Source organism: Curtobacterium sp. VKM Ac-1376 (assembly GCF_015351025.1).
In the GTDB taxonomy this organism is placed as follows: Bacteria; Actinomycetota; Actinomycetes; order Actinomycetales; family Microbacteriaceae; genus Curtobacterium.
In genome coordinates this window covers 85948-104758 of the sequence record NZ_JADKRV010000007.1, presented here as the reverse complement: position 1 = coordinate 104758, position 18811 = coordinate 85948, and the positions used below count along the sequence as shown (strand labels likewise).

Below are 18811 nucleotides of genomic sequence, written 5' to 3'. Positions count from 1 at the left end.
CGGGCTCTTGCGGTGGTGGTCGTGTTGCTCGTGGGCGATACCAGACTCGAACTGATGACCTCTTCGGTGTGAACGAAGCGCGCTACCAACTGCGCCAATCGCCCCCTGCACTGTTCGTGCGGATCGATACTAGCGGAAGTCCGGCGGTGCATCGAACACACCGCGCTGCCCGGGTGTGGCGCACCGCCGACGGGATGCTCGAAACCGTCCCGATCCGCATGAACACGGGGGACACGCCCGGTGAACGAGGATGATTTTGGTGGAAGCACCCCGGTGCGTATAGAGTTTACGTCGTCGCCGCGACAGCGGAACGACAAGTGCGGATGTGGCGCAGTGGTAGCGCATCACCTTGCCAAGGTGAGGGTCGCGAGTTCGAATCTCGTCATCCGCTCGAGTGTGGGTCTTCTCGAAGGTCCACGACTCACCAGAGGGTATCCCACCGTTCGGGTACTCACGGGGACGTGAACCTCGATGGTGGGGTGGCCGAGAGGCTAGGCAGCGGCCTGCAAAGCCGTCCACGCGGGTTCGAATCCCGTCCCCACCTCCAGCAACACCCTCCAGATCCTGTGCGAACCGCGGTTCAGACAGGGAATCTGGGCGATTGGCGCAGCGGTAGCGCGCTTCCCTGACACGGAAGAGGTCACTGGTTCGATCCCAGTATCGCCCACCACCTGAAACCCCCGGCCTCGGCCGGGGGTTTCGTCGTTCCGTGCCGATCAGCCGGGGATGCTCCGTGGATCGTGGCCGTACGTGGAGCGCTCGTGGATGGTGCCGTCCTCGTTGCGGATGATGTGCTCGACCTTCTCCGCCCTCGCCCGGTCCCGACCGAGCACCACGGCTTCGCGCTTCGTGTGCGCGACGCCGAACACGTCGTCGGTGCCCTCGACCTTGCTCTGCCACTGCCCGTCCTGGTGGTACGTCTCGATGTCGCCTCGCATGGCTCCGACGTTGCCACGCAGCAGCCGAACGGGCGTCGAGGTGGTGGGGTCAGCCGTCGTCAGCGACCGCGGACCTGCCCGGTACACGTCGCCAGCCTCGTCGACCGCGCGGTCGGACACGATGGCGACTGGCAGCACGCTCCGGACGAGCGGCTCGCAGTCGGGGCCGTGTCCGGCCACCCGCCCGGCGAGGACCCAGGCGCGTCGTCCCCCGCCGTGGTGTCGGACGTGCTCGGTGCTCGTCCGGAGCAACTGCTCGACGCCGTCCAGTGCCTCCAGGGTCGGCGGGACCGGCTCGATGGTCCTCATCGGTCCACGAGATCCCTCCGACGGTGGGGTGCCTTCAGACAACGTGCTCGTGGTTCGTTTCCCGGATCTCGGGCGGATCGGCAGCCGCTCCGCGCGGGTCCTGCACGTGCCCGGAGCCGGTCGTCCGCACTGTGGAACGCATGTCCGGTCACACCGCGGTCCGTCACGTCACTCGGGAGAGCGCCCGTGCGGCGCTGTGGTTCTGGCCCTCGGTCTGGACGGCGGCGGCCTTCGTCGCCACCCTGCTCCTGCTCGCCGTGCCGCCGGGCCGGACGGGATGGCACTGGCCCGGCGGGCAGGACTCGGCCGCCGTGCTGTTGCAGGTCGTCGCGTCCAGCGTGATGGCCGCGACCACGGTGACCTTCTCGCTGACCATCGTCGCGTTGCAGCTGTCGTCGCAGCAGTTCTCGCCGCGGCTGCTCCGTGAGTTCGCACGCGACCGCGCCACCCAGGCCGTGCTCGCGATCCTGCTGTCCACGTTCGTGTCGGCCGTCACGTGCGTGCTCGGTATCGGGGACCGGTCGCTCCCGGCGTTCGCACTCGCACTCGTCTTCGTCCTCGGGATCGCGTCGGCCGGGGCGCTCATCGCCTTCATCGGGCACATCGTGCGGTCGCTCCGGATCGATTCGCTCATGGGGGCCGTCCACTTGGAGACCAGGGCGATGATCACATCGACGTACGGACCCGATCGCGCGCCGGTGAGGCCTCAGGGCGGACAGCCCGAGGCCGACCCCGTCGTTCCGGACCGAGCAGCGGACTGCGCCGTACGCGCCGCGCACACGGGCTTCGTCCGGCGGATCCATGCCGAGGAGCTGGCCCGTGCCGCCGAGCGCGAGGGGATGGTCGTGCAACTCCGCGTGATGCCCGGTGACCACGTGACCGCCGGATCGCCGATCGCCCGCGTCTGGGGGTGCGACGGCACGGACGCCGCTTCGGGCGCTGTGCAGCGAGCCGTCGAGGTCGGCTACGAGCGGACCATGGAGCAGGACATCGCGTACGGGTTCCGCCAACTCACCGACATCGCCGTGAAGGCCGTCTCGCCGGCCATCAACGACCCGGTGACCGCGGTGCACGCGATCGGGTACTGCGCCGATCTCCTCGTGGAGCTGGAGCGCGTCGTCGTCCGCCCCCGCCCGGTGTGCGACGGCGACGGGGCCCTGCGCGTCGTGGTCCTGGACCGGGACCTGCGGTACTGGCTCGACCTCGTCTGCGGTCCGGTCCGCCGCTACGGGGCGTCGGAGCCGATCGTGCTGGGCGGCCTGCTCCGCATGCTCCGCGACGGCGCGGCGGTGGCGGAACGCCCCGAGCAGGGCGTGGAACTCCTCCGCCAGGCCGACCTCGTGCTCGAGCAGGCTTCGACGGACCTCGCCACCGTCGACCTCGACGCACTCGCGGACCTGCACAGCCGGGTCTGCGCCGCCGTCCAGGGTGACCTGGATGCGTCCTACGACGACCGGGCCGGCGAGACGAGGTCGGTCTGATCCGTCGACCGCCCACAGTGCGGACCCGCTCACGGACGCCGAGGCTGCGAGGCGCCACCGAACAGCACCGCGCATGCGGGGAGAACGACCGTTCCCCGTAGTGGGGGTACCACCGACCGCTGCCGGATGGTTCCATTCAGAGGTCGGCATCCTCCGGGTGCCGACCAGCCACGGACCGTCTTGCGTCGCAGTGAAGGTGGTCGCCGCTGGTTACGGTGACCGCGAGGTGCCGTCGCGTCGATTCGGGTTCGACACGGCGGTGCCTCCCTCCCACCGGCCGACCGTCCGAACAGGAAGCTGCACCATGCGATCGCTCGTCTACACCAGCACCCAGACCCGTCCGATCACGGACTCCGAGCTCGCCCAGATCCTGGCCGTCGGGCGTGAGAAGAACACACGTCTCGGCATCACCGGCATGCTCGCGCACCGTGACGACAACTGCATCGGCATCATCGAGGGGGACGACGACGTCGTTCGCCAGCGCTTCGAGCAGGTCCAGGCCGACCCGCGCCACACGAACGTCCGGGTGCTGCTCGACGAGCCCGTCCAGCAGCGCTCGTTCCCGGACTGGTCGATGGCGTTCCAGTCGCTCGACCCGCTGATGCGCGACGTGCCGGGGTTCAGCGATCTGTTCAGCGCCGGCCATCCGACCGACCCGGCCTTCGGGGCGTCCCGCGCGCGGGCACTGCTGGACTGGTTCCGGAAGCACCCGCTGGCACCGCTGACGAACCAGAACGCCGCGGACGAAGAGGTCCCGCGCACCCGCGCGATCAACGGCGCCATCGCCGCGATCCACGACGGCGGGCTCTCGCGTTTCTCCGTCGAGGACGTCGCCGTGCGCTCGGGGATGCGCCCGGCGGAGATCCTCGAGCTGTTCCCGTCCGAGCACGCGCTGCTCGCGGCCACCGTGATGCGGTGGACACGGGCCGTCTCCGCACCCCTGCTGCCCATGGCGGGGGAGCAGGGTACCGTGGCGTTCCTGCACGCGCTGCTCGCCGCCCATGCGGAGGAGCCGGCGTTGATGCGGCTGATCGCAGCCACGTTGGCCACCTCGACCGATCCGACGACCGACGGCGCCGACTACTACCGCTCGGCGTACCTGCAGTTCCGCGAGACGATCCGGACCGCGCTGCACGAGGACGTGCGGGCGGGCCGTGAGCCGGCGACGATGGATCCGATCCGGGGCGCGCAGCAGCTGCTCGCGCTCTACGACGGCCTGCGGCTGCAGGCCCTCCTCACCCCGGACACCGACGTCGTCGACGCGTTCGACCGCGCAGCGGCACGCATGCGGCGCGGGTGGTCCGAGCAGTACGAGCGTCCGAGCTACTGGGACATCTCGGTCCCGGAGTCTGCCTGACCGCTCAGCGGATCAGCCGCAGAAGGGTGAGCTCTCCTGGACGGGAGGCCCGGTGCCAGCTGGCACCGGGCCTCCCGTCCGCTTCGGGGTAGCGTCTCAGACGCGCACGGCACGCTCGTCGAGGACGCAGTGCGTCATCATCAGGCCCTCGACGTCGCGGGGGCCGTTGTGCCCGAGGTTCGCCAGCCGGGCGAGCTCGTCGTCGCTGAGCGTCTGGGACTGCAGCGGCTGCAGGTCCTTGACCTCGTCGAGGGTGATGCCGAGGCCCTCGCCGACGCGTCGACCCAGGTCGTCCTCCACCATGTAGAAGTGCCAGACCATGCGCTCTTGAACAGGCCGGGCGGCCTGCGAGATGAGGTCGACGAAGTTCGCGACCAGGTCGTCGCGCTCCCAGTCCTCGAGGAGCAGGTAGCGCTGCCCGGCCTGCGTGTAGTCGTTCGTCCGGGGGATGCGCTTGCGGGTGAGCCGTCCGACGATCTCCGGACCCTGGTCGTCGTGGGTCGGGTACTCGGCCTCACGCAGGCCGCCGGTGATCGACGGCTCGTAGTTGACGTGCGGGTTCTCGCCACCGTGGTCCTGGTGGTACGCCATCTGACCGTCGCGCTGGTTCGTCGCCACGTTGCCGTTCTTCGGGGCGTTCACCGGCAGCTGCAGGTAGTTCGGGCCGACGCGGTACCGCTGCGTGTCCGAGTACGAGAAGGTGCGGCCGACGAGCATCTTGTCGTCCGAGAAGTCGAGTCCGTCGACGAGCACGCCGGTGCCGAACGAGAGCTGCTCGTTCTCGGCGAAGTGGTTCGTCACGTTGCGGTTCAGGACCATCTTGCCGACGGGCTTCGGCGGGAACTCGTTCTCCGGCCACAGCTTCGTGTCGTCGAGCGGGTCGAAGTCGAGCTCAGGGTGGTCGTGGTCGTCCATCAGCTGCACGCGGAGCTCCCACTCGGGGTACTCGCCGCGCTCGATCGCCTCGTACAGGTCCTTCGACGCGTGCCCGAGGTCACCGGCCTGCACGGCAGCGGCGTCGGCCTCGGTCATCGAGCTGACGCCCACCGACGGGATCCAGTGGTACTTCACCAGCTTCGTGTCGCCGTCGGCGTTCACCCACTTGTAGGTGTTCACGCCGAACCCCTGCTGGGTGCGGTAGTTCGCGGGGATGCCGCGCGGGCTGAACAGGTTCACGAGCATGTGCATCGACTCGGGGGTCTGCGACATGAAGTCGAAGATGCGCGCCGGCTCCTGGCGGAACGTGACCGGGTCGGGCTTCAGTGAGTGGATGACGTCGGGGAACTTGATGGCGTCGCGGATGAAGAAGACGCCGAGGTTGTTGCCGACGAGGTCCCAGTTGCCGTCCTCGGTGTAGAACTTCACAGCGAAGCCGCGCGGATCGCGGGCGGCCTCGGAGGAGTCGCGACCGCCGATGACGGTCGAGAAGCGGATCGCCAGGTCGGTGCGCTTGCCGGCTTCCTGGAACAGCTTCGCCCGGGTGTACTGCGCGATGGGCTCGTCGCCCCACGTGCCGGTGGCCTCGAAGTACCCGAAGGCGACGGCACCGCGGGCGTGCACGACCCGCTCGGGGATCCGTTCACGGTCGAAGTGGCTGACCTTCTCGAGGAACTGGTAGTTCTCGAGCGTCGCCGGGCCACGGGCTCCGACGGTGCGCTGGTTCTGGTTGTCGTAGACGGGGTGGCCCTGGCGGTTGGTCAGGACCCGGCGGTCGTCGCCCTCGGCGGGCGGTTGGCTGGAGACGTCGGTCACGTGTCTCGTCCTCTCTGCGGTCGCGGTCGCGGTCGGATCGGGTTCACATCCGAGTCTGGACCGGGGGACGAGCACGTGCTCACAGCGGCCGTTCCTCCCTCGCCGCTCCGTGGTCGCGGCGACCCCGCTCAGTACGAGGTCCGGCCGGTGGCCGCGGCACCGAGCACGGCGGCCGCGCCGTGGGCGAGCAGGGTCCCGTCGGTGACGACCGCGATCCGGTCGAATCCGAGTGCGCGCAGACGTTCGGCGCGGGCCAGGTCGCCGGCGAAGGCACCCGTGTGCTTCCCGGCGCGGTGTGCGGCGGTGACGATCGTGGGGAGGGGGTCCGTGGCGCTGTCGGCATCGAGCAGTTCGTGCAGTTCCACGCCGAGGCCGATCGACAGGTCGAAGGGCCCGACGAACACCGCGGAGACACCGGGGACCGCCAGGATCTGCTCGGCGGCACGGACCCCGTCCGGGGTCTCGAGCATGACCCACACCTCGGGATCGGCGGCAGCGGCGGTCGGCACCTGGCCGCCCCAGAGTCCGGTCATCGGTCCCCAGCTCCGTCGGCCGCGCGGTGGGTAGTGCGCGGCGCGGACGGCCAGCTCGGCCTGCTCCACGGTCTCGATCATCGGGACGATCACGACGTCCGCGCCGAGGTCGAGCGCGCGGCCGATCGCGGCATCGGACGCTTCAGCCACGCGGACCGCCACGGACGGTGCCGCTGGCACCGTCGACAGCGCCTGCATCGTCGCCATCAGTGCCGCGTCGTCGAAGGCACCGTGCTGCAGGTCGAGGCCGAGCCACGCAAAGCCGTTCCGTGCGATCTGCGCGGTGGTCCGGGGTTCACCGAGCGTGCACCACACGCCGTCCGCGCGTCCGTTTCCGAGTGCCGGCACCGCTGTCCCTTCGTTCGCTGACCCTGCAGAGCATCCCGACGGCCAGGCTACCGACCGTTCCGGTCGGTTCCACGCGGCCCCCGGCAGCTCGCCCGTCCTCGCGGTGGCTCGCACCGGTACGGTTGCGTCCGTGACCGACGCCCCCGATGCCGCCATCGCCCAGCACGTCCACGACGCATGGGACGGGTCCCTGCGCCTCGTCCACATCACGATCTCGGATGAGGACGGTGACGCGTACCCGGGCCAGGACGTCGACCGCTGGGTCATCGACGTGCGCGTGCCCGTCACCGACGACGAGACCGAGGCAGTGTCCGTCGCCGAGGTCACCGCCTTCACGAGCCGAGAGCCGGAGTCGCTCGAGGCCCTGGTGCTCGGCTACCAGGTGTCCGACGTCGCGGGGTCCTTCCCGTCCGCCGTCGCGGTGCGGGACGCGACGGGGGAGACGTTCTTCTCGCTGCAGACCCACGCCGCCGAGATGCTCGGCAGACCCGACCTGCTCGCGATCGACCGGCTGACGGTCCGTCCGGCCTACCGGAGTCTGCCCGGCCTGGTCTCGGCACTGGTCGACGCGGTCCGGAACGGGCCGGCGGGGCGCACGGCGTCGTGGGTGCTCGCCGACCCGTCGGTGTGGGACGTCCCGTTCCGGGAGGAGGACCGTGCGGCCGGGGAGTTCGTGCAGTGGGCCGACACCGCGGTGCTCGCGTCGATGAACGCGGCGCCGGACGACCTCGAGCGGCTCGCTCTCGCGCCGGCCGCAGGCGGCATCGTGATGGGTGCCCGCGCGGACGAGGCACACCTCGGCGACGCGATCGAGCAGGCCATGACGCTGCCGGCGATCGCGGTGCCCTTCGACCTGCCGCCGAAGCTCCCCGCGAGCATCTGGGCCGCCGCCCCCGAGGACGTGCACGGCGTCCACCCGGACGAGGCGACCGGGTCCATCACCGTCGAGACCCACGACGAACAGCTCGAGGTCGTCGGATCGCCGGGCACTGCCCCGCAGCTCGTCGGCACCTCGGCGTCGGTCGACGCCGCCACCCAGGCGTGGTTGCGCACCGTCCACCAGCGCTGGTGGCAGTACGAGCCGGACCTGCACGCCCGCGTGCACGACGTCGTGGACGAGTACCTGGCGACCGGGCACATCGAGTCGGCGTCGGACGAACTCGCCGGCCACCTGCACGCCCCCGACCTGCCGCCCTACCGGACCGAGTGGCCGGGGACCGGCACGGTGTTCCTCGAGGAGCTGGGCGAGGACACCGAACCCGTGGTGTTCGACGCGGTGCTCGAGGACGGCACCCGCCACGAGCACATCGGCGTGGTCGTCGTGCACGAGTCCGGTCACGTCCGGGCGTTCCTGCACGACGAGTGGGAGCCCGGGTTCCCGCAGGCCGCGGCCGCGCTCGCGCACCTGATCAGTCTGGGCGCGGGGGAGTTCTTCGCCGATGCCCTGCACGACGAGCTGTCAGCCGGCGTCGAGCACGCGATCCTGACGGGCGACGTCCGAGGGCACTGACCCTGGGCCGGTCAGACCGGACGGTAGATCGCGATCGGGGGCGTGCCGTCGTCGCCACCGTCGTGCGCGTCACCGGTCGCGAGCCACGCGCGTCCCTCGTGCTCGATCGTGGTCGGCAGGTCGCCGTGCACCAGGATCCGGATCGCCGGGGCGTCGCCGTCCACCAGGTCGACCCCGTGGGCCTCGGTCCCGCCGGGATTGTCGTGCACGTAGCTCATGCTCCGATCGAACTCGGTCCGGCTGGTGGATGACCGCTGCCGCGCCGGACACGCCCGGAACCGGGCAGGAACCGGTGATCGGCCCCGGGATCGGGTAGAGTCATCCCCGCACGGCCGACACGGCGTGTGAACGCGGATGTGGCGCAGTGGTAGCGCATCACCTTGCCAAGGTGAGGGTCGCGAGTTCGAATCTCGTCATCCGCTCGTTCAGCACCACCACCGACAACCCCCGGTTGCTCCGCACGAGCAGCCGGGGGTTTCGTCGTTCCGGGAGACATCCGACGTCGGAAGGGGAGCCGGCGGGCGCAGGGTTCGGGTTCCCGCGCCCACCGGCGCGGAGGCGACCCTGCCCCCACTGGTACGCGTCGGGTGGGTGGCCCGACGCAGTTCCGAGGAGTCATCCGGAACCGTCCCCCGTTCGGGTGGGTCCCGATGGGCGACGTGCGGGAACCCGCAACAATCCCGAACGACACGCCGCTGCCAGCTTGCGGTCACCGGATCAGCGCAGCAGTGCGGAAACCATCGTCCGAGCGCCCGGGAGCCCGACCCAGCACTGCTCGCCGGACTCGACGACCGTGACGAGCACGGTGTCACATGCTCGGCACCGGGCGACTGACCCCATCGCGGTCCGGTACACCGTGGTCAACCCGACTGCGCCGAGGCGGTCGCACCCCGCGCACCGGAGCTCGATCACCGTCGGCTCCGGCCCGAGGACCTCGGCCAGCGCCCCGGCGAGGGCGTTGCCGTCGACGATGACCATCAGTTGCCCCCGAACCGTTCGGCGCGGACGTCACTGGTGTCGTGACCGAGTTCGGCCAGCCACCGCAGGACCTGTTCGACGAACGGCGTCGACCCGCACACGTAGACGAGTGCTCCGGCATCCGGCGGGAACACAGCCGCCGCGAGGGCGTCGCGCGTCAACCGCCCGGCGGGCACGGTGGACCCTGGAGGCGCGGTGCGGCTGTACACGTGCGTCACCTCGAGCGGTGCGTCGCCTGTCAGTGCCCGGTCGATCTCCGCGCGGAAGAAGACGTCGTCCGGCGTCCGGACGGCCGCGAGCAGCCGGAACGGAGCGGGATCGGCGGCCTCGGCGTGCGCGGTGACCATCGCGACGAGCGGCACGATGCCGGAACCTCCTGCGATGAGCTGCACGGGCCGGGTGGACTCGCTCGGCCGCCAGACGAACCAGCCGCCGAGGGGCCCGTGGACCTCGAGCGCATCACCGACCTCGACGGCGTCGACGAGGAACGGGGAGACCTCGCCACCGTCCACCCGGTCGACGGCGAGCACGACGTCGGTCGAGTCGCCGGCCGAGGCGATCGAGTACGAGCGCTGGGCCTGGTAGCCGTCCTCGGCGGTCAGCCGCAGGTCGAGGTGCTGACCGGGGTCGTTGCCCGGCCACGTCGGGACGTCGAGGACGATCCGACGCGCGTTCGTCGTCTCGCGTCCGACGGAGGCGACCGTGGCGGGGTGCCAGGCCGGCCGCCTGCGCGCGGTGGGTCGTGCGGCGGGCGCGACCCGTGCCTCCAGGCCGGTGTCGGGGAGCGTCACCAGTACCGCTCTTCCTTCCACGGGTCGCCGTGCAGGTTGTAGCCCGCGTTCTCCCAGAAGCCCGGCTCGTCGTCGGCCTGCATGACGATGCCGCGCACCCACTTGGCGCTCTTCCAGAAGTACAGGTGCGGGACGAGCAGTCGCGCGGGGCCGCCGTGCTCGGGCGTGAGCGGCTCGCCGTCGGCCTCGAACGCGATCCAGGACTTGCCGTCGAGCAGCTCGTCGAGCGGGACGTTCGTCGTGTAGCCGCCGTAGCTGTGGACCATGCAGTAGTCGAGCGAGGTCTCGACGTCTTCGAACAGGCGGTCGAGGGGGACCCCGCGCCAGGGCATGTCGAGCTTGGTCCAGTGGGTCACGCAGTGGATGTCGACCGTGACGTCCTCGACGCCGAGCGCGTGCACCTCGTCCCACGTCCACTGGTGCAGGCCGGCCTCGGTGCGGATCGAGAACGCCCAGTCCGTCGGTTCGATGTCGGGCGTCGCCCCGGCGGACAGCACGGGCCAGTCGCGGACGAGGGTCTGACCGGGCGGGATGCGGGCGTCGTCGCGGTCGTCGCGACGGCCGCCGAACCCGCGGGTGAACGTGGCCATGGTCCTCCTCGTGGACGTCGGTGCGTTCCCGATCATGCCGTGTGCCGGAGGGCGCCGTGTAACGGGTTGGTAAACGTTCGACGCGCGGACCGTGCGCGCCACGACGGCACCGGATCTGCACGCCGCCGCGGATCGAGCCCGTCCCGCTGCGGGCCCGGGCGCGGAAGTCGGGCTTGGGGGATCGGCCGCGGACCTCTATCGTTCACCGGAACGATTACTGGAGGGGTCCCCCCGAATGCAGCCCATCGTCCCCGAACCCCGGAACGCCCACGGCCCGAGCCGTCGGGCGCTCCTCACCGGCGCCGCCGGTCTGGCCGGCCTCGGCCTGCTCACGCTCACCGGGTGCAGCTCCGGCGCCGCCGGCACACCCACCATCCCCGAGGCGGCGGCCACCGGCGTCGCCCGTCGCGGTGGACGGCTGCGCATCGCGCGTCCCGCCGCGTCGGCGGCCGAGACCCTCGACTCGGCCAGCTCGCTGTCGGCGTACGAGTACCTCGGCGCGCTCTACAACCGCCTGGTGAAGCTCGACGAGCAGGGCGCCCCGGTGCCGGACCTCGCCGAGGAGTGGTCCGCGAACGCCGACGGCACCGAGTGGACCTTCTCGCTCCGCCGGGGCGTCACGTTCCACGACGGCTCGCGCTTCACCGCCGACGACGCCATCGCGAGCATCCGGCACATCCTCGACGAGAAGACCGGCAGCCCCCAGGCCGGAGTGCTCGGCGAGGTGATGGACGCGGACTCGATGCGCGCCGTCGACCCGTACACCCTGCGCTTCGCGCTGACGAAGCCGAACGCCGAGTTCCCGTCCCTGCTGACCGCGTACCAGTGCTACATCGTGCCGGCGGACGCCATCGCGGACATCGGTCGGACCGGCATCGGCACCGGACCGTTCCGGTTGTCGTCGTTCACCCCGGCAGGCACCGGCAGCGTCGAAGCGTTCGCGGACCACTTCGCCGGCCGCCCGGCCCTCGACGGGATCGACTTCTACTCGATCCAGGACACCACCGCGCGGGTGAACGCGCTGCTCGCCGGGCAGATCGACCTCATCTCGCAGACGAACCTGGACTTCGCGACCGCACGGGTGGTGTCGGCCTCGGACCGTGCGACGGTCGCCCGGTCGAAGAACGCCCAGTGGTACACGATCCCGATGCTCGCGACGAGCGACGAGTTCAGCGACCCGCGGGTCCGCCAGGCGATGAAGCTCGCCTACGACCCGCGGAAGATCGTCGACACCGCGCTGCAGGGCACCGGGTCCGCCGGCTGGGACAACCCCGTGCCGCCGCAGCTCGCCGCGTTCGTCGACGACCACCGCGAGTACGATCCGGACAAGGCCCGGGCGCTGCTCAAGCAGGCGGGTCGCGAGGACTTCCGGACGGCGATCTACACGTCGAGCTACGAGTCGGTGTTCACTCCGATGGCCGTCGCCTACCGCGATGCCGTGGCCGACGCTGGCATCCGTCTGACCGTCCGCAACGCGAGCTCCGACTCGTACTACACGCAGATCTGGATGCAGAAGCCGCTCATGGTGAGCTACTGGTTCACGGGGCGGCCGATCGACCAGCTGCTCAACCAGATCTTCCGCACCGGGTCCTCGTACAACGAGAGCGCGTGGTCGAACGAGACCTTCGACGGGCTGCTCGACGACGCCCGCGCCGAGATGGACGACGCGAAGCGCCTGACGCTCTACCAGGACGCCCAGCGGCTCGTGGTCGAGGACGGCGCGGACATGACGCCGATGTTCGGCGACCGGCTCGTGGGCCTGTCCCGTGACGTCGTGAACTACTCGGAGTTCGGCTTCGAGTTCGACTACCTCCGGATCGGACTGCGCCGATGAACATCCTCATCCCCGTCCTCCGCCGGGTCGGCATCGCCGTGCTCACGGTGGTGCTCGCCTCGCTCTTCGTGTTCCTCGCGGTGCAGGCGCTCCCCGGTGACGTCGCCCAGCAGCTGCTCGGGCAGAACGCCACCCCCGACGCCGTCAAGCAGCTGCGCGAGTCGCTCGGGCTCGACCAGAACGTCTGGCTCCGGTACCTGCAGTGGCTCGGGGGCGCGGCACACGGCGACTTCGGCACCTCGCTCGTCAGCGGCGAGCCGGTCGCCCCGACCCTGTTCACGGCGTTCCGGAACAGCATGCTCATCGCCGTGCCCGCCATGCTCGTCGGCGTCACGGTGTCCCTGACGCTCGGGGTGATCGCGGGGGTCCGCCGCGGCCGTCCCAGCGACCGGGTCATCTCGATCGTCAGCCTCGTCGTGATGAGCGTGCCGGAGTTCATGGTCGCCACGGTCCTGGTGCTGCTGTTCGCGATCGGGCTGCCAGTCTTCCCGGCGGTCGTGCTGCGGGGGACCGACGCCACCGTCGCCGAGCTGCTGCCCACCATCTGGCTGCCGATCATCGTGCTGACGCTCGCGATGGCCGCCTACATCGTGCGGACGGCCCGCTCGTCCACGATCGACGTCATGGCGTCGGAGTTCGTCACGACGGCCGAGCTGAAGGGCCTGACCATGCGCCGCGTGGTCTGGAAGCACGCGGTGCCGAGCGCGCTGCTGCCGACGCTCAACGTCGTGGCGCTCAACGTCGCCTGGCTGCTCGGCGGCGTGGTCGTCGTCGAGAACGTCTTCAACTACCCGGGGATGGGCAAGCTCATGCTCGAGTCGGTCTTCAACCGCGACCTGCCCACGATCGAGGCGATCGCCCTGCTCAGTGCCCTGATCTACGTCGTGTGCAACCTCGCTGCGGACCTCGTCGCGCTCGCCCTCGACCCGAAGCTGCGCACCCGCCAGCGGCGCCGACGGACCAGGACCCGCGTCCGCGCGGGTTCCGGTGCCAGCAGCACCACCAGGAAGGCCGCCGCATGACCGCCACAGCCCCCCGCCGCCGCGAGCGCCCCGTCCTCGGCGCCGCCCTCGCACCCCTGCGCGGATCGACGGCGCTGAACATCGGGCTCGGCCTCATCGCCCTGCACGTCGTCCTCGCCCTGCTCGCGCCGGTCATCGCCGGGCACGACCCGGTCGCCACGAACGCTGGCGACGTGCTCGCCGGTCCGACGTGGAGGCACTGGCTCGGTACCGACCAGTACGGCCGTGACGTCCTGTCCCGCACACTGAACGGCGGCCGGTACGCGCTGTCCGTGACGTTCCTCGCCACCACGATCGCCGTCGCGGTCGGCACCGTGCTCGGCTGCGTCACGGCCTACGCCGACAACTGGTTCGACGAGGTCGTCATGCGCGTCGTCGACGCCCTGCTGAGCGTGCCGTCGATCCTGGCGCTCCTGGTCGTCGTGACGGTCTTCGATGCCGGTCTCTGGGTCATCGTCCTCGCCGTCACGGTGGTCTACGCGCCCGCGGTGACCCGCGTCGTCCGCGGTGCCGCCCGCACCGTGATCACCCAGGACTACGTCACCGCGGCCCGCGCCCGGGGCGAGCGGCCACTGTCGATCGTGTTCCGCGAGATCCTGCCGAACGTGCTCGACGTCGTGCTCGTCGAGTACGCGATGCGGGCCTCCTGGATCGTGCTGCTCGTCGCGTCGCTGTCCTTCCTGGGCTTCGGTGCGAACCCGCCGACGCCGGACTGGGGCCTGATGGTGCAGGAGAACCGCACCGCGCTCACCGTGGTGCCGCTCGGCACCCTCGCCCCGATCGTGGCGCTCGCCACCCTGGTGATCGGACTGAACCTCGCGGCAGACGGGCTGAGCAAGTCGCTCGGCGTCGACCGCGCCGAGCAGGGAGTCAGCGCATGACCCGCACCGACACCGGCACGACGTCCGCCGGCACGGCGACCGTGCCCGACGCGATCGTCCGCGTCGACGACCTGTCCATCTCCTACGCCGCCGGCAAGCGGCGCGTCCCCGTCGTCCGGGGCGTCTCGTTCGCCATCGAGGCCGGTCGCACCCTCGGCCTGGTCGGGGAGTCCGGCAGCGGCAAGTCCACGGTCGCGCGCACGCTCCTCGCGCACCTGCGCGCCGGGTCGTCCATCGATGCCGGCACCGTCCGGGTGGACGGCGCCGACGTATTCGCGCTGTCCCCGGCGGGGCGCCGGGCGCTCCGCGGAGGCACCGCCTCGGTCGTCGCGCAGAACGCCGGGCAGGCGCTCACCCCGTCGATGCGCGTCGGCGAGCAGATCCGCGAGGCCCTCCGCGCCCACGGGGAGCCCGACGGCCCGGAGCATGTCGCCGAGCTCGTCCGGCTCGTCCGGCTGCCGGACCCGGACGCGATCGTGCGCCGCTACCCGCACCAGCTGTCGGGTGGGCAGCAGCAGCGCGTCGCGATCGCGATGGCCGTCGCGGCCCGGCCGCGGGTCCTGGTGCTCGACGAGCCGACCACCGCGCTCGACGTGGTGACCCAGGCCGCCGTCCTCGACCTGGTCGCGGACCTCGGCCGACAGCTCGGCATGGCCGTCCTGCTCGTCAGTCACGACCTCGGCGTGGTCTCCGCGATGGCGGACGAGATCGCCGTCATGCGTGCCGGCGAGATCGTCGAGCACGCCGCCACGGCGGGGCTCTTCGCCGCCCCGCAGCACGAGTACACGCGCGCCCTGCTGGCCGCGGTGCCGGACGGGCGACGGCCGGGAGGCTTGCGAGCCGTGTCCGAAGACGGGACCGTCCCCGGGACCGGCGGCTCCACGGCGACCGGCACCGTGCCTCCCGATCGCTCCGACCGCCCCGTGGTGACCGCGGACGACCTGGTGATCCGCTACGGCCGCGGCCTGCCGGCCGCCGTCGACGGAGTCTCCTTCACGATCGCCGCGCACGAGACACTCGCCGTCGTCGGCGAGTCCGGCAGCGGCAAGTCGACGCTCGCGACGGCGCTGGCCGGCCTGGTGCCCGCCGAGTCCGGCAGCTTCACGTACGACGACGGCGCGACGCGCGGCGACCTGCGCGAGCCGGTCGCCGGGCGATCGGCGGACCTGCGCCGGGCGGTGCAGCTGGTGTTCCAGAACGCGGACACCTCGCTGAACCCACGACGCACCGTCGGCGCGGCCATCGCCCGGCCGCTGCGGCTGTTCACCGGCTCGTCGTCGCGGGAGCGCGTCGGCGAGCTGCTGACGCAGGTGGGACTCGACCCCGAGTTCGCCGAGCGCCTGCCCGCGCAGCTGTCCGGCGGGCAACGGCAGCGGGTCGGGATCGCCCGGGCGCTGGCAGCCGGGCCGTCGCTGGTCATCGCCGACGAGATCACCACCGCGCTCGACGTGCAGGTGCAGGCGGGGATCCTCGCGCTCCTCGCCGACCTCCAGCGCGACCGGGGGCTCGCCTGCCTGTTCATCAGCCACGACCTCGCCGTCGTGCGGGGTGTGGCCGACCGGGTCGCCGTGATGACCGGCGGTCGGATCGTCGAGGTCGGGCCGACCGAGCAGGTCTTCACCGGGCCGAACCACCCGTACACGTCGACGCTCCTCGCTGCGACGCTCGAACCCGGCAGCACGACGCTGCCCGACGTCGGTGACGGGGTGCCGCGGTGGCGGCACGCCGACGGCTGGACGGACCACGGCGACGGACACCGCATCCGCAACTGGGAGGACGCATGACCGACGGGGGCACTCCCGCCACCTTCACCGCCATCGGCGACCCGGACGCGCTGCCCGAGGGGGTGTCGGTCCGCGACGAGTGGATCCCGATGCCCGACGGCGTGCGGCTGCACACCCGGATCTGGTCCCCGGTGTCGTCCGACGGCCCCGTGCCGGTGCTGCTCGAGTACCTGCCGTACCGGCTCGACGACTGGACCGCGCCCCGCGACTCGGAGCGGCACCCCTGGTACGCACAGCACGGGTACGCCTCGGTGCGGGTCGACATCCGCGGCACCGGGTCGTCCGACGGCGCCTTCGACGACGAGTACAGCGAGCAGGAACTGCGGGACGGCGAGGCCGTGATCGCCTGGCTCGCCGAGCAGGAGTGGTCGACCGGCGCGGTCGGCATGTTCGGCATCTCGTGGGGCGGCTTCAACGCGCTGCAGCTGGCGGCCCGCGCGCCGGCAGCGCTCCGGGCGATCGTCACCGTCTGCTCGACCGACGACCGGTACGACAACGACGTGCACTACGTCGGCGGCGCCGTGCTCGGCATCGACATGGCGGCGTGGGGCGCGACGATGTTCGCGTTCAACTCGCGCCCGCCCCGGCCGGAGATCGTCGGACCGGGGTGGATCGAGCGCTGGCGGGAGCGCCTCGAGGCGAACAGGCCGATGACGCCGGTGTGGCTCGCGCACCAGGAGCGCGACGACTACTGGCGGCACGGCAGCGCCGCCGAGGACTACGGCACCATCGACGCCGCGGTGCTCGCCGTCGGCGGCTGGGCGGACCCGTACCGGGACGCCGTGCTCCGGCTCGTGGCGAACGTCGACGCTCCGGTGAAGGGCATCGTCGGGCCGTGGTCGCACCAGTACCCGGACCGCGGGCTCGCGCCGGGACCCTCGATCGGGTTCCTGCAGGAGACCCTGCGCTGGTGGGACCGCTGGCTCAAGGGCGAGGACACCGGTGTCGAGCGGGACCCAGCGCTCCGGGCCTGGATCAACGAGGGCGAACCGCCGGCGGCCTACTACGAGGCGCGACGCGGTCGGTGGGTCGGTGCCGAGGCCTGGCCCTCCTCGGCGACGCACGAGCGGATCCTGCCGTTCGCGGCGTTGCGCGGCGGTGACCTCGGGCCGGTGGTGGTGCGGTCGCCGCAGCACACCGGTGCGGACGCCGGCCGCTTCTTCCCGTTCGGCAACGCCACGGACCTGCCACCGGACCAGCGCGAGGAGGACGGCCGGTCGGTCTGCTTCGACCTGCCCGTCGGGAACGCCTTCGACCTGCTCGGCAACGTGCTCGTCCGGTTGTCCGTGACCAGCGACCAGCCCCGGGCCACCCTGACGGTGCGCCTGTGCGACGTCGCGCCCGACGGCTCGTCGACGCTCGTGACCCGGGGCGTGCTGAACGCCTCGAAACGGGATGGCATGGACCGCGACGACCCGCTGGTGCCCGGGACGACCGTCGAGCTGCCCGTGCGCCTGGTCTCGACCGGACACCGCTTCGCCGCCGGGCACCGCCTGCGCATCGCGGTCTCGTCGTCGTACTGGCCGTGGGTGTGGCCGCACGGCACCGTGGCCACCGTGACGATCGACCCGTCGGCCTCGAGCGTCACCCTGCCGACCTGGACCCGGACGACCGACGACGGGGTGGTCTTCGCCGGCCCCGCGCGCTCCGACCCGCTGGTGGTCGAGCGGGTCGCCCAGAGCGAACCACTGCCGCAACGCACCGTGACGCAGGACGTCGAGACGGGAGAGTGGACGCTCGACGTCGACCCAGGGTACGGCGGCGGACGGGTCTACCCGGACGGCCTGGTCTTCACCGAGGACGCCCGCGAGACCTACCGGATCCGCTCGGACGACCCGACGAGCGCACGGGCCACCTCGCGCTGGGCGATCGGGTTGACGAAGCCGGACTGGTCGGCGCGGCTCGAGACCTCTTCCGAGGTGACCGCCGACGCCGAGGCGTTCCACCTCGTGAACACCGTGCGCGCCTGGGCGCGTGACGGTGGGCCGGAGGCGCCCGAGGTGCTCGTGACGGAGCGCACCTTCGTCGACGACGTGCCGAGGACCTCGGCGTGACGGCCGCCGGACGCCTCCGGCAGCGCCCCGAGGTGCGACGGGCGATGATCGTCGAGGCCGCCCGCGCGGTGATCGTCCGGAACGGCGTGGGCGCCACGGGGCTGCGCGACATCGCGGCCGAGGCCGGTGTCTCCGTCGGCACCGTGACGTACCACTTCGGGAGTGTCGCGGAGATCCTCAACGAGGTCGTCGTGCTCGAGACCGAGCGGTTCTACGGCGCGATCGTCACCGCGGTCGACGCCGAACCGGACGTCCTCGCAGGGCTTCGGATGCTCGTGGCCCCGCTGTTCGTCGACACCGAGCAGGTCCGGCAGCACTGGCGGATCTGGTCCGACTACTGGACGGCGGTGGTGCGCCGGCCCGAGGTCGCCGCCGAGTACGCCGAGCGGATCCGCGTGTGGGAGGCCTGCCTGGTGCGGGTGGTCCGCCGCGGGGTCGAGGCCGGGGTCTTCCGCGACGCGGTCGACCCCGACACCGTCGCACTGCAGCTCGCCGCGTACAGCGACGGCGTCGCCACCCAGATCGCGCAGGGCGTGCCCGGCCTCACCAACTCGGTCGCCCTGTCGTGGATGTGGCGGTTCCTGTCGCACGAACTCGGTGTACCGACTGTGGAGATCGCCGGAACCGACCGGTTGCCCTTGTGATGAGG

General features: G+C 71.5%; 16 protein-coding genes and 5 tRNA genes. 13 read left to right on the top strand and 8 right to left on the bottom strand.

Features of this window, described 5'->3' with window-relative positions:
• Window positions 1-31: 31 nt before the first annotated feature.
• Window positions 32-104, bottom strand: a tRNA-Val gene (locus tag ITJ56_RS10490).
• A 215-nt stretch (window positions 105-319) separates the two neighbouring features.
• Between ITJ56_RS10490 and ITJ56_RS10485 the strand changes: the two genes are divergently transcribed.
• The 3 genes from ITJ56_RS10485 (at window position 320) to ITJ56_RS10475 (ending at window position 670) form a co-directional block, all read left to right on the top strand.
• Window positions 320-391: transfer RNA gene (locus ITJ56_RS10485), tRNA-Gly, on the top strand.
• An 82-nt stretch (window positions 392-473) separates the two neighbouring features.
• Window positions 474-547, top strand: a tRNA-Cys gene (locus ITJ56_RS10480).
• A 48-nt stretch (window positions 548-595) separates the two neighbouring features.
• A tRNA-Val gene (locus ITJ56_RS10475) sits at window positions 596-670 on the top strand.
• A gap of 46 nt (window positions 671-716) precedes the next feature.
• Here ITJ56_RS10475 and ITJ56_RS18420 read toward each other — a convergent pair.
• A complete protein-coding gene (locus tag ITJ56_RS18420; RefSeq protein ID WP_228517491.1) occupies window positions 717-1247 on the bottom strand; it encodes a DUF6098 family protein in 531 nt (176 codons plus the stop codon).
• Between the two features lie 140 nt (window positions 1248-1387).
• Between ITJ56_RS18420 and ITJ56_RS10465 the strand changes: the two genes are divergently transcribed.
• A complete protein-coding gene (locus ITJ56_RS10465) occupies window positions 1388-2728 on the top strand; it encodes a DUF2254 domain-containing protein (RefSeq protein ID WP_194630477.1) in 1341 nt (446 codons plus the stop codon).
• Window positions 2729-3032: 304 nt separating this feature from the next.
• A complete protein-coding gene (locus tag ITJ56_RS10460; protein ID WP_194630475.1) occupies window positions 3033-4085 on the top strand; it encodes a BLUF domain-containing protein in 1053 nt (350 codons plus the stop codon).
• A 96-nt stretch (window positions 4086-4181) separates the two neighbouring features.
• Here ITJ56_RS10460 and ITJ56_RS10455 read toward each other — a convergent pair whose 3' ends face one another.
• On the bottom strand, window positions 4182-5837 hold the full coding sequence (locus ITJ56_RS10455) for a catalase (RefSeq protein WP_194630473.1): 1656 nt from the start codon (window positions 5835-5837) through the stop codon (window positions 4182-4184).
• A 128-nt stretch (window positions 5838-5965) separates the two neighbouring features.
• Complete coding sequence (locus tag ITJ56_RS10450) at window positions 5966-6718, bottom strand: HpcH/HpaI aldolase family protein (protein ID WP_194630471.1); 753 nt, start codon at window positions 6716-6718, stop codon at window positions 5966-5968.
• 130 nt (window positions 6719-6848) lie between these two features.
• Here ITJ56_RS10450 and ITJ56_RS10445 point away from each other — a divergent pair, with 130 nt between their 5' ends.
• On the top strand, window positions 6849-8228 hold the full coding sequence (locus ITJ56_RS10445; protein WP_194630469.1) for a hypothetical protein: 1380 nt from the start codon (window positions 6849-6851) through the stop codon (window positions 8226-8228).
• Window positions 8229-8239: 11 nt separating this feature from the next.
• Here the strand turns inward: ITJ56_RS10445 and ITJ56_RS10440 are convergent, their stop codons facing one another.
• Window positions 8240-8446, bottom strand: a complete 207-nt coding sequence (locus tag ITJ56_RS10440; RefSeq protein ID WP_194630467.1) for a hypothetical protein — start codon at window positions 8444-8446, stop codon at window positions 8240-8242.
• Between the two features lie 132 nt (window positions 8447-8578).
• On the opposite strand from ITJ56_RS10440, the gene ITJ56_RS10435 reads away from it, so the two are divergent.
• A tRNA-Gly gene (locus ITJ56_RS10435) sits at window positions 8579-8650 on the top strand.
• A gap of 295 nt (window positions 8651-8945) precedes the next feature.
• Here ITJ56_RS10435 and ITJ56_RS10430 read toward each other — a convergent pair.
• The 3 genes from ITJ56_RS10430 to ITJ56_RS10420 are packed head-to-tail and all read right to left on the bottom strand — an operon-like array spanning window position 8946 to window position 10587.
• Window positions 8946-9206 carry a DUF6510 family protein gene (locus tag ITJ56_RS10430; RefSeq protein WP_194630465.1) on the bottom strand — a complete coding sequence of 87 codons (261 nt, stop codon included), beginning with the start codon at window positions 9204-9206 and terminating at the stop codon, window positions 8946-8948.
• Window positions 9206-9997 (bottom strand): ferredoxin reductase, encoded by a 792-nt coding sequence (locus ITJ56_RS10425; RefSeq protein ID WP_194630462.1) that lies wholly within the window; start codon window positions 9995-9997, stop codon window positions 9206-9208. The genes ITJ56_RS10430 and ITJ56_RS10425 overlap by 1 nt, the downstream gene beginning before the upstream one ends.
• Window positions 9994-10587: a molybdopterin-dependent oxidoreductase gene (locus ITJ56_RS10420; protein ID WP_194630460.1), complete on the bottom strand. Its 594-nt coding sequence runs from the start codon at window positions 10585-10587 to the stop codon at window positions 9994-9996. Before ITJ56_RS10420 ends, ITJ56_RS10425 begins: the two co-directional genes overlap by 4 nt.
• Window positions 10588-10822: 235 nt before the next feature.
• On the opposite strand from ITJ56_RS10420, the gene ITJ56_RS10415 reads away from it, so the two are divergent.
• The 6 genes from ITJ56_RS10415 to ITJ56_RS10390 are packed head-to-tail and all read left to right on the top strand — an operon-like array spanning window position 10823 to window position 18806.
• Window positions 10823-12421 (top strand): ABC transporter substrate-binding protein, encoded by a 1599-nt coding sequence (locus ITJ56_RS10415; protein WP_194630457.1) that lies wholly within the window; start codon window positions 10823-10825, stop codon window positions 12419-12421.
• A complete protein-coding gene (locus ITJ56_RS10410) occupies window positions 12418-13443 on the top strand; it encodes an ABC transporter permease (protein WP_194630454.1) in 1026 nt (341 codons plus the stop codon). The genes ITJ56_RS10415 and ITJ56_RS10410 overlap by 4 nt, the downstream gene beginning before the upstream one ends.
• Window positions 13440-14324: an ABC transporter permease gene (locus tag ITJ56_RS10405; RefSeq protein WP_194630452.1), complete on the top strand. Its 885-nt coding sequence runs from the start codon at window positions 13440-13442 to the stop codon at window positions 14322-14324. Before ITJ56_RS10410 ends, ITJ56_RS10405 begins: the two co-directional genes overlap by 4 nt.
• On the top strand, window positions 14321-16108 hold the full coding sequence (locus ITJ56_RS10400) for a dipeptide ABC transporter ATP-binding protein (RefSeq protein ID WP_194630450.1): 1788 nt from the start codon (window positions 14321-14323) through the stop codon (window positions 16106-16108). The genes ITJ56_RS10405 and ITJ56_RS10400 overlap by 4 nt, the downstream gene beginning before the upstream one ends.
• Window positions 16105-18162, top strand: coding sequence for a CocE/NonD family hydrolase (locus ITJ56_RS10395; protein ID WP_194630447.1), 2058 nt, complete (start codon window positions 16105-16107; stop codon window positions 18160-18162). The genes ITJ56_RS10400 and ITJ56_RS10395 overlap by 4 nt, the downstream gene beginning before the upstream one ends.
• Window positions 18159-18806: a TetR/AcrR family transcriptional regulator gene (locus tag ITJ56_RS10390; RefSeq protein WP_194630444.1), complete on the top strand. Its 648-nt coding sequence runs from the start codon at window positions 18159-18161 to the stop codon at window positions 18804-18806. Before ITJ56_RS10395 ends, ITJ56_RS10390 begins: the two co-directional genes overlap by 4 nt.
• Window positions 18807-18811 lie beyond the last annotated feature (5 nt).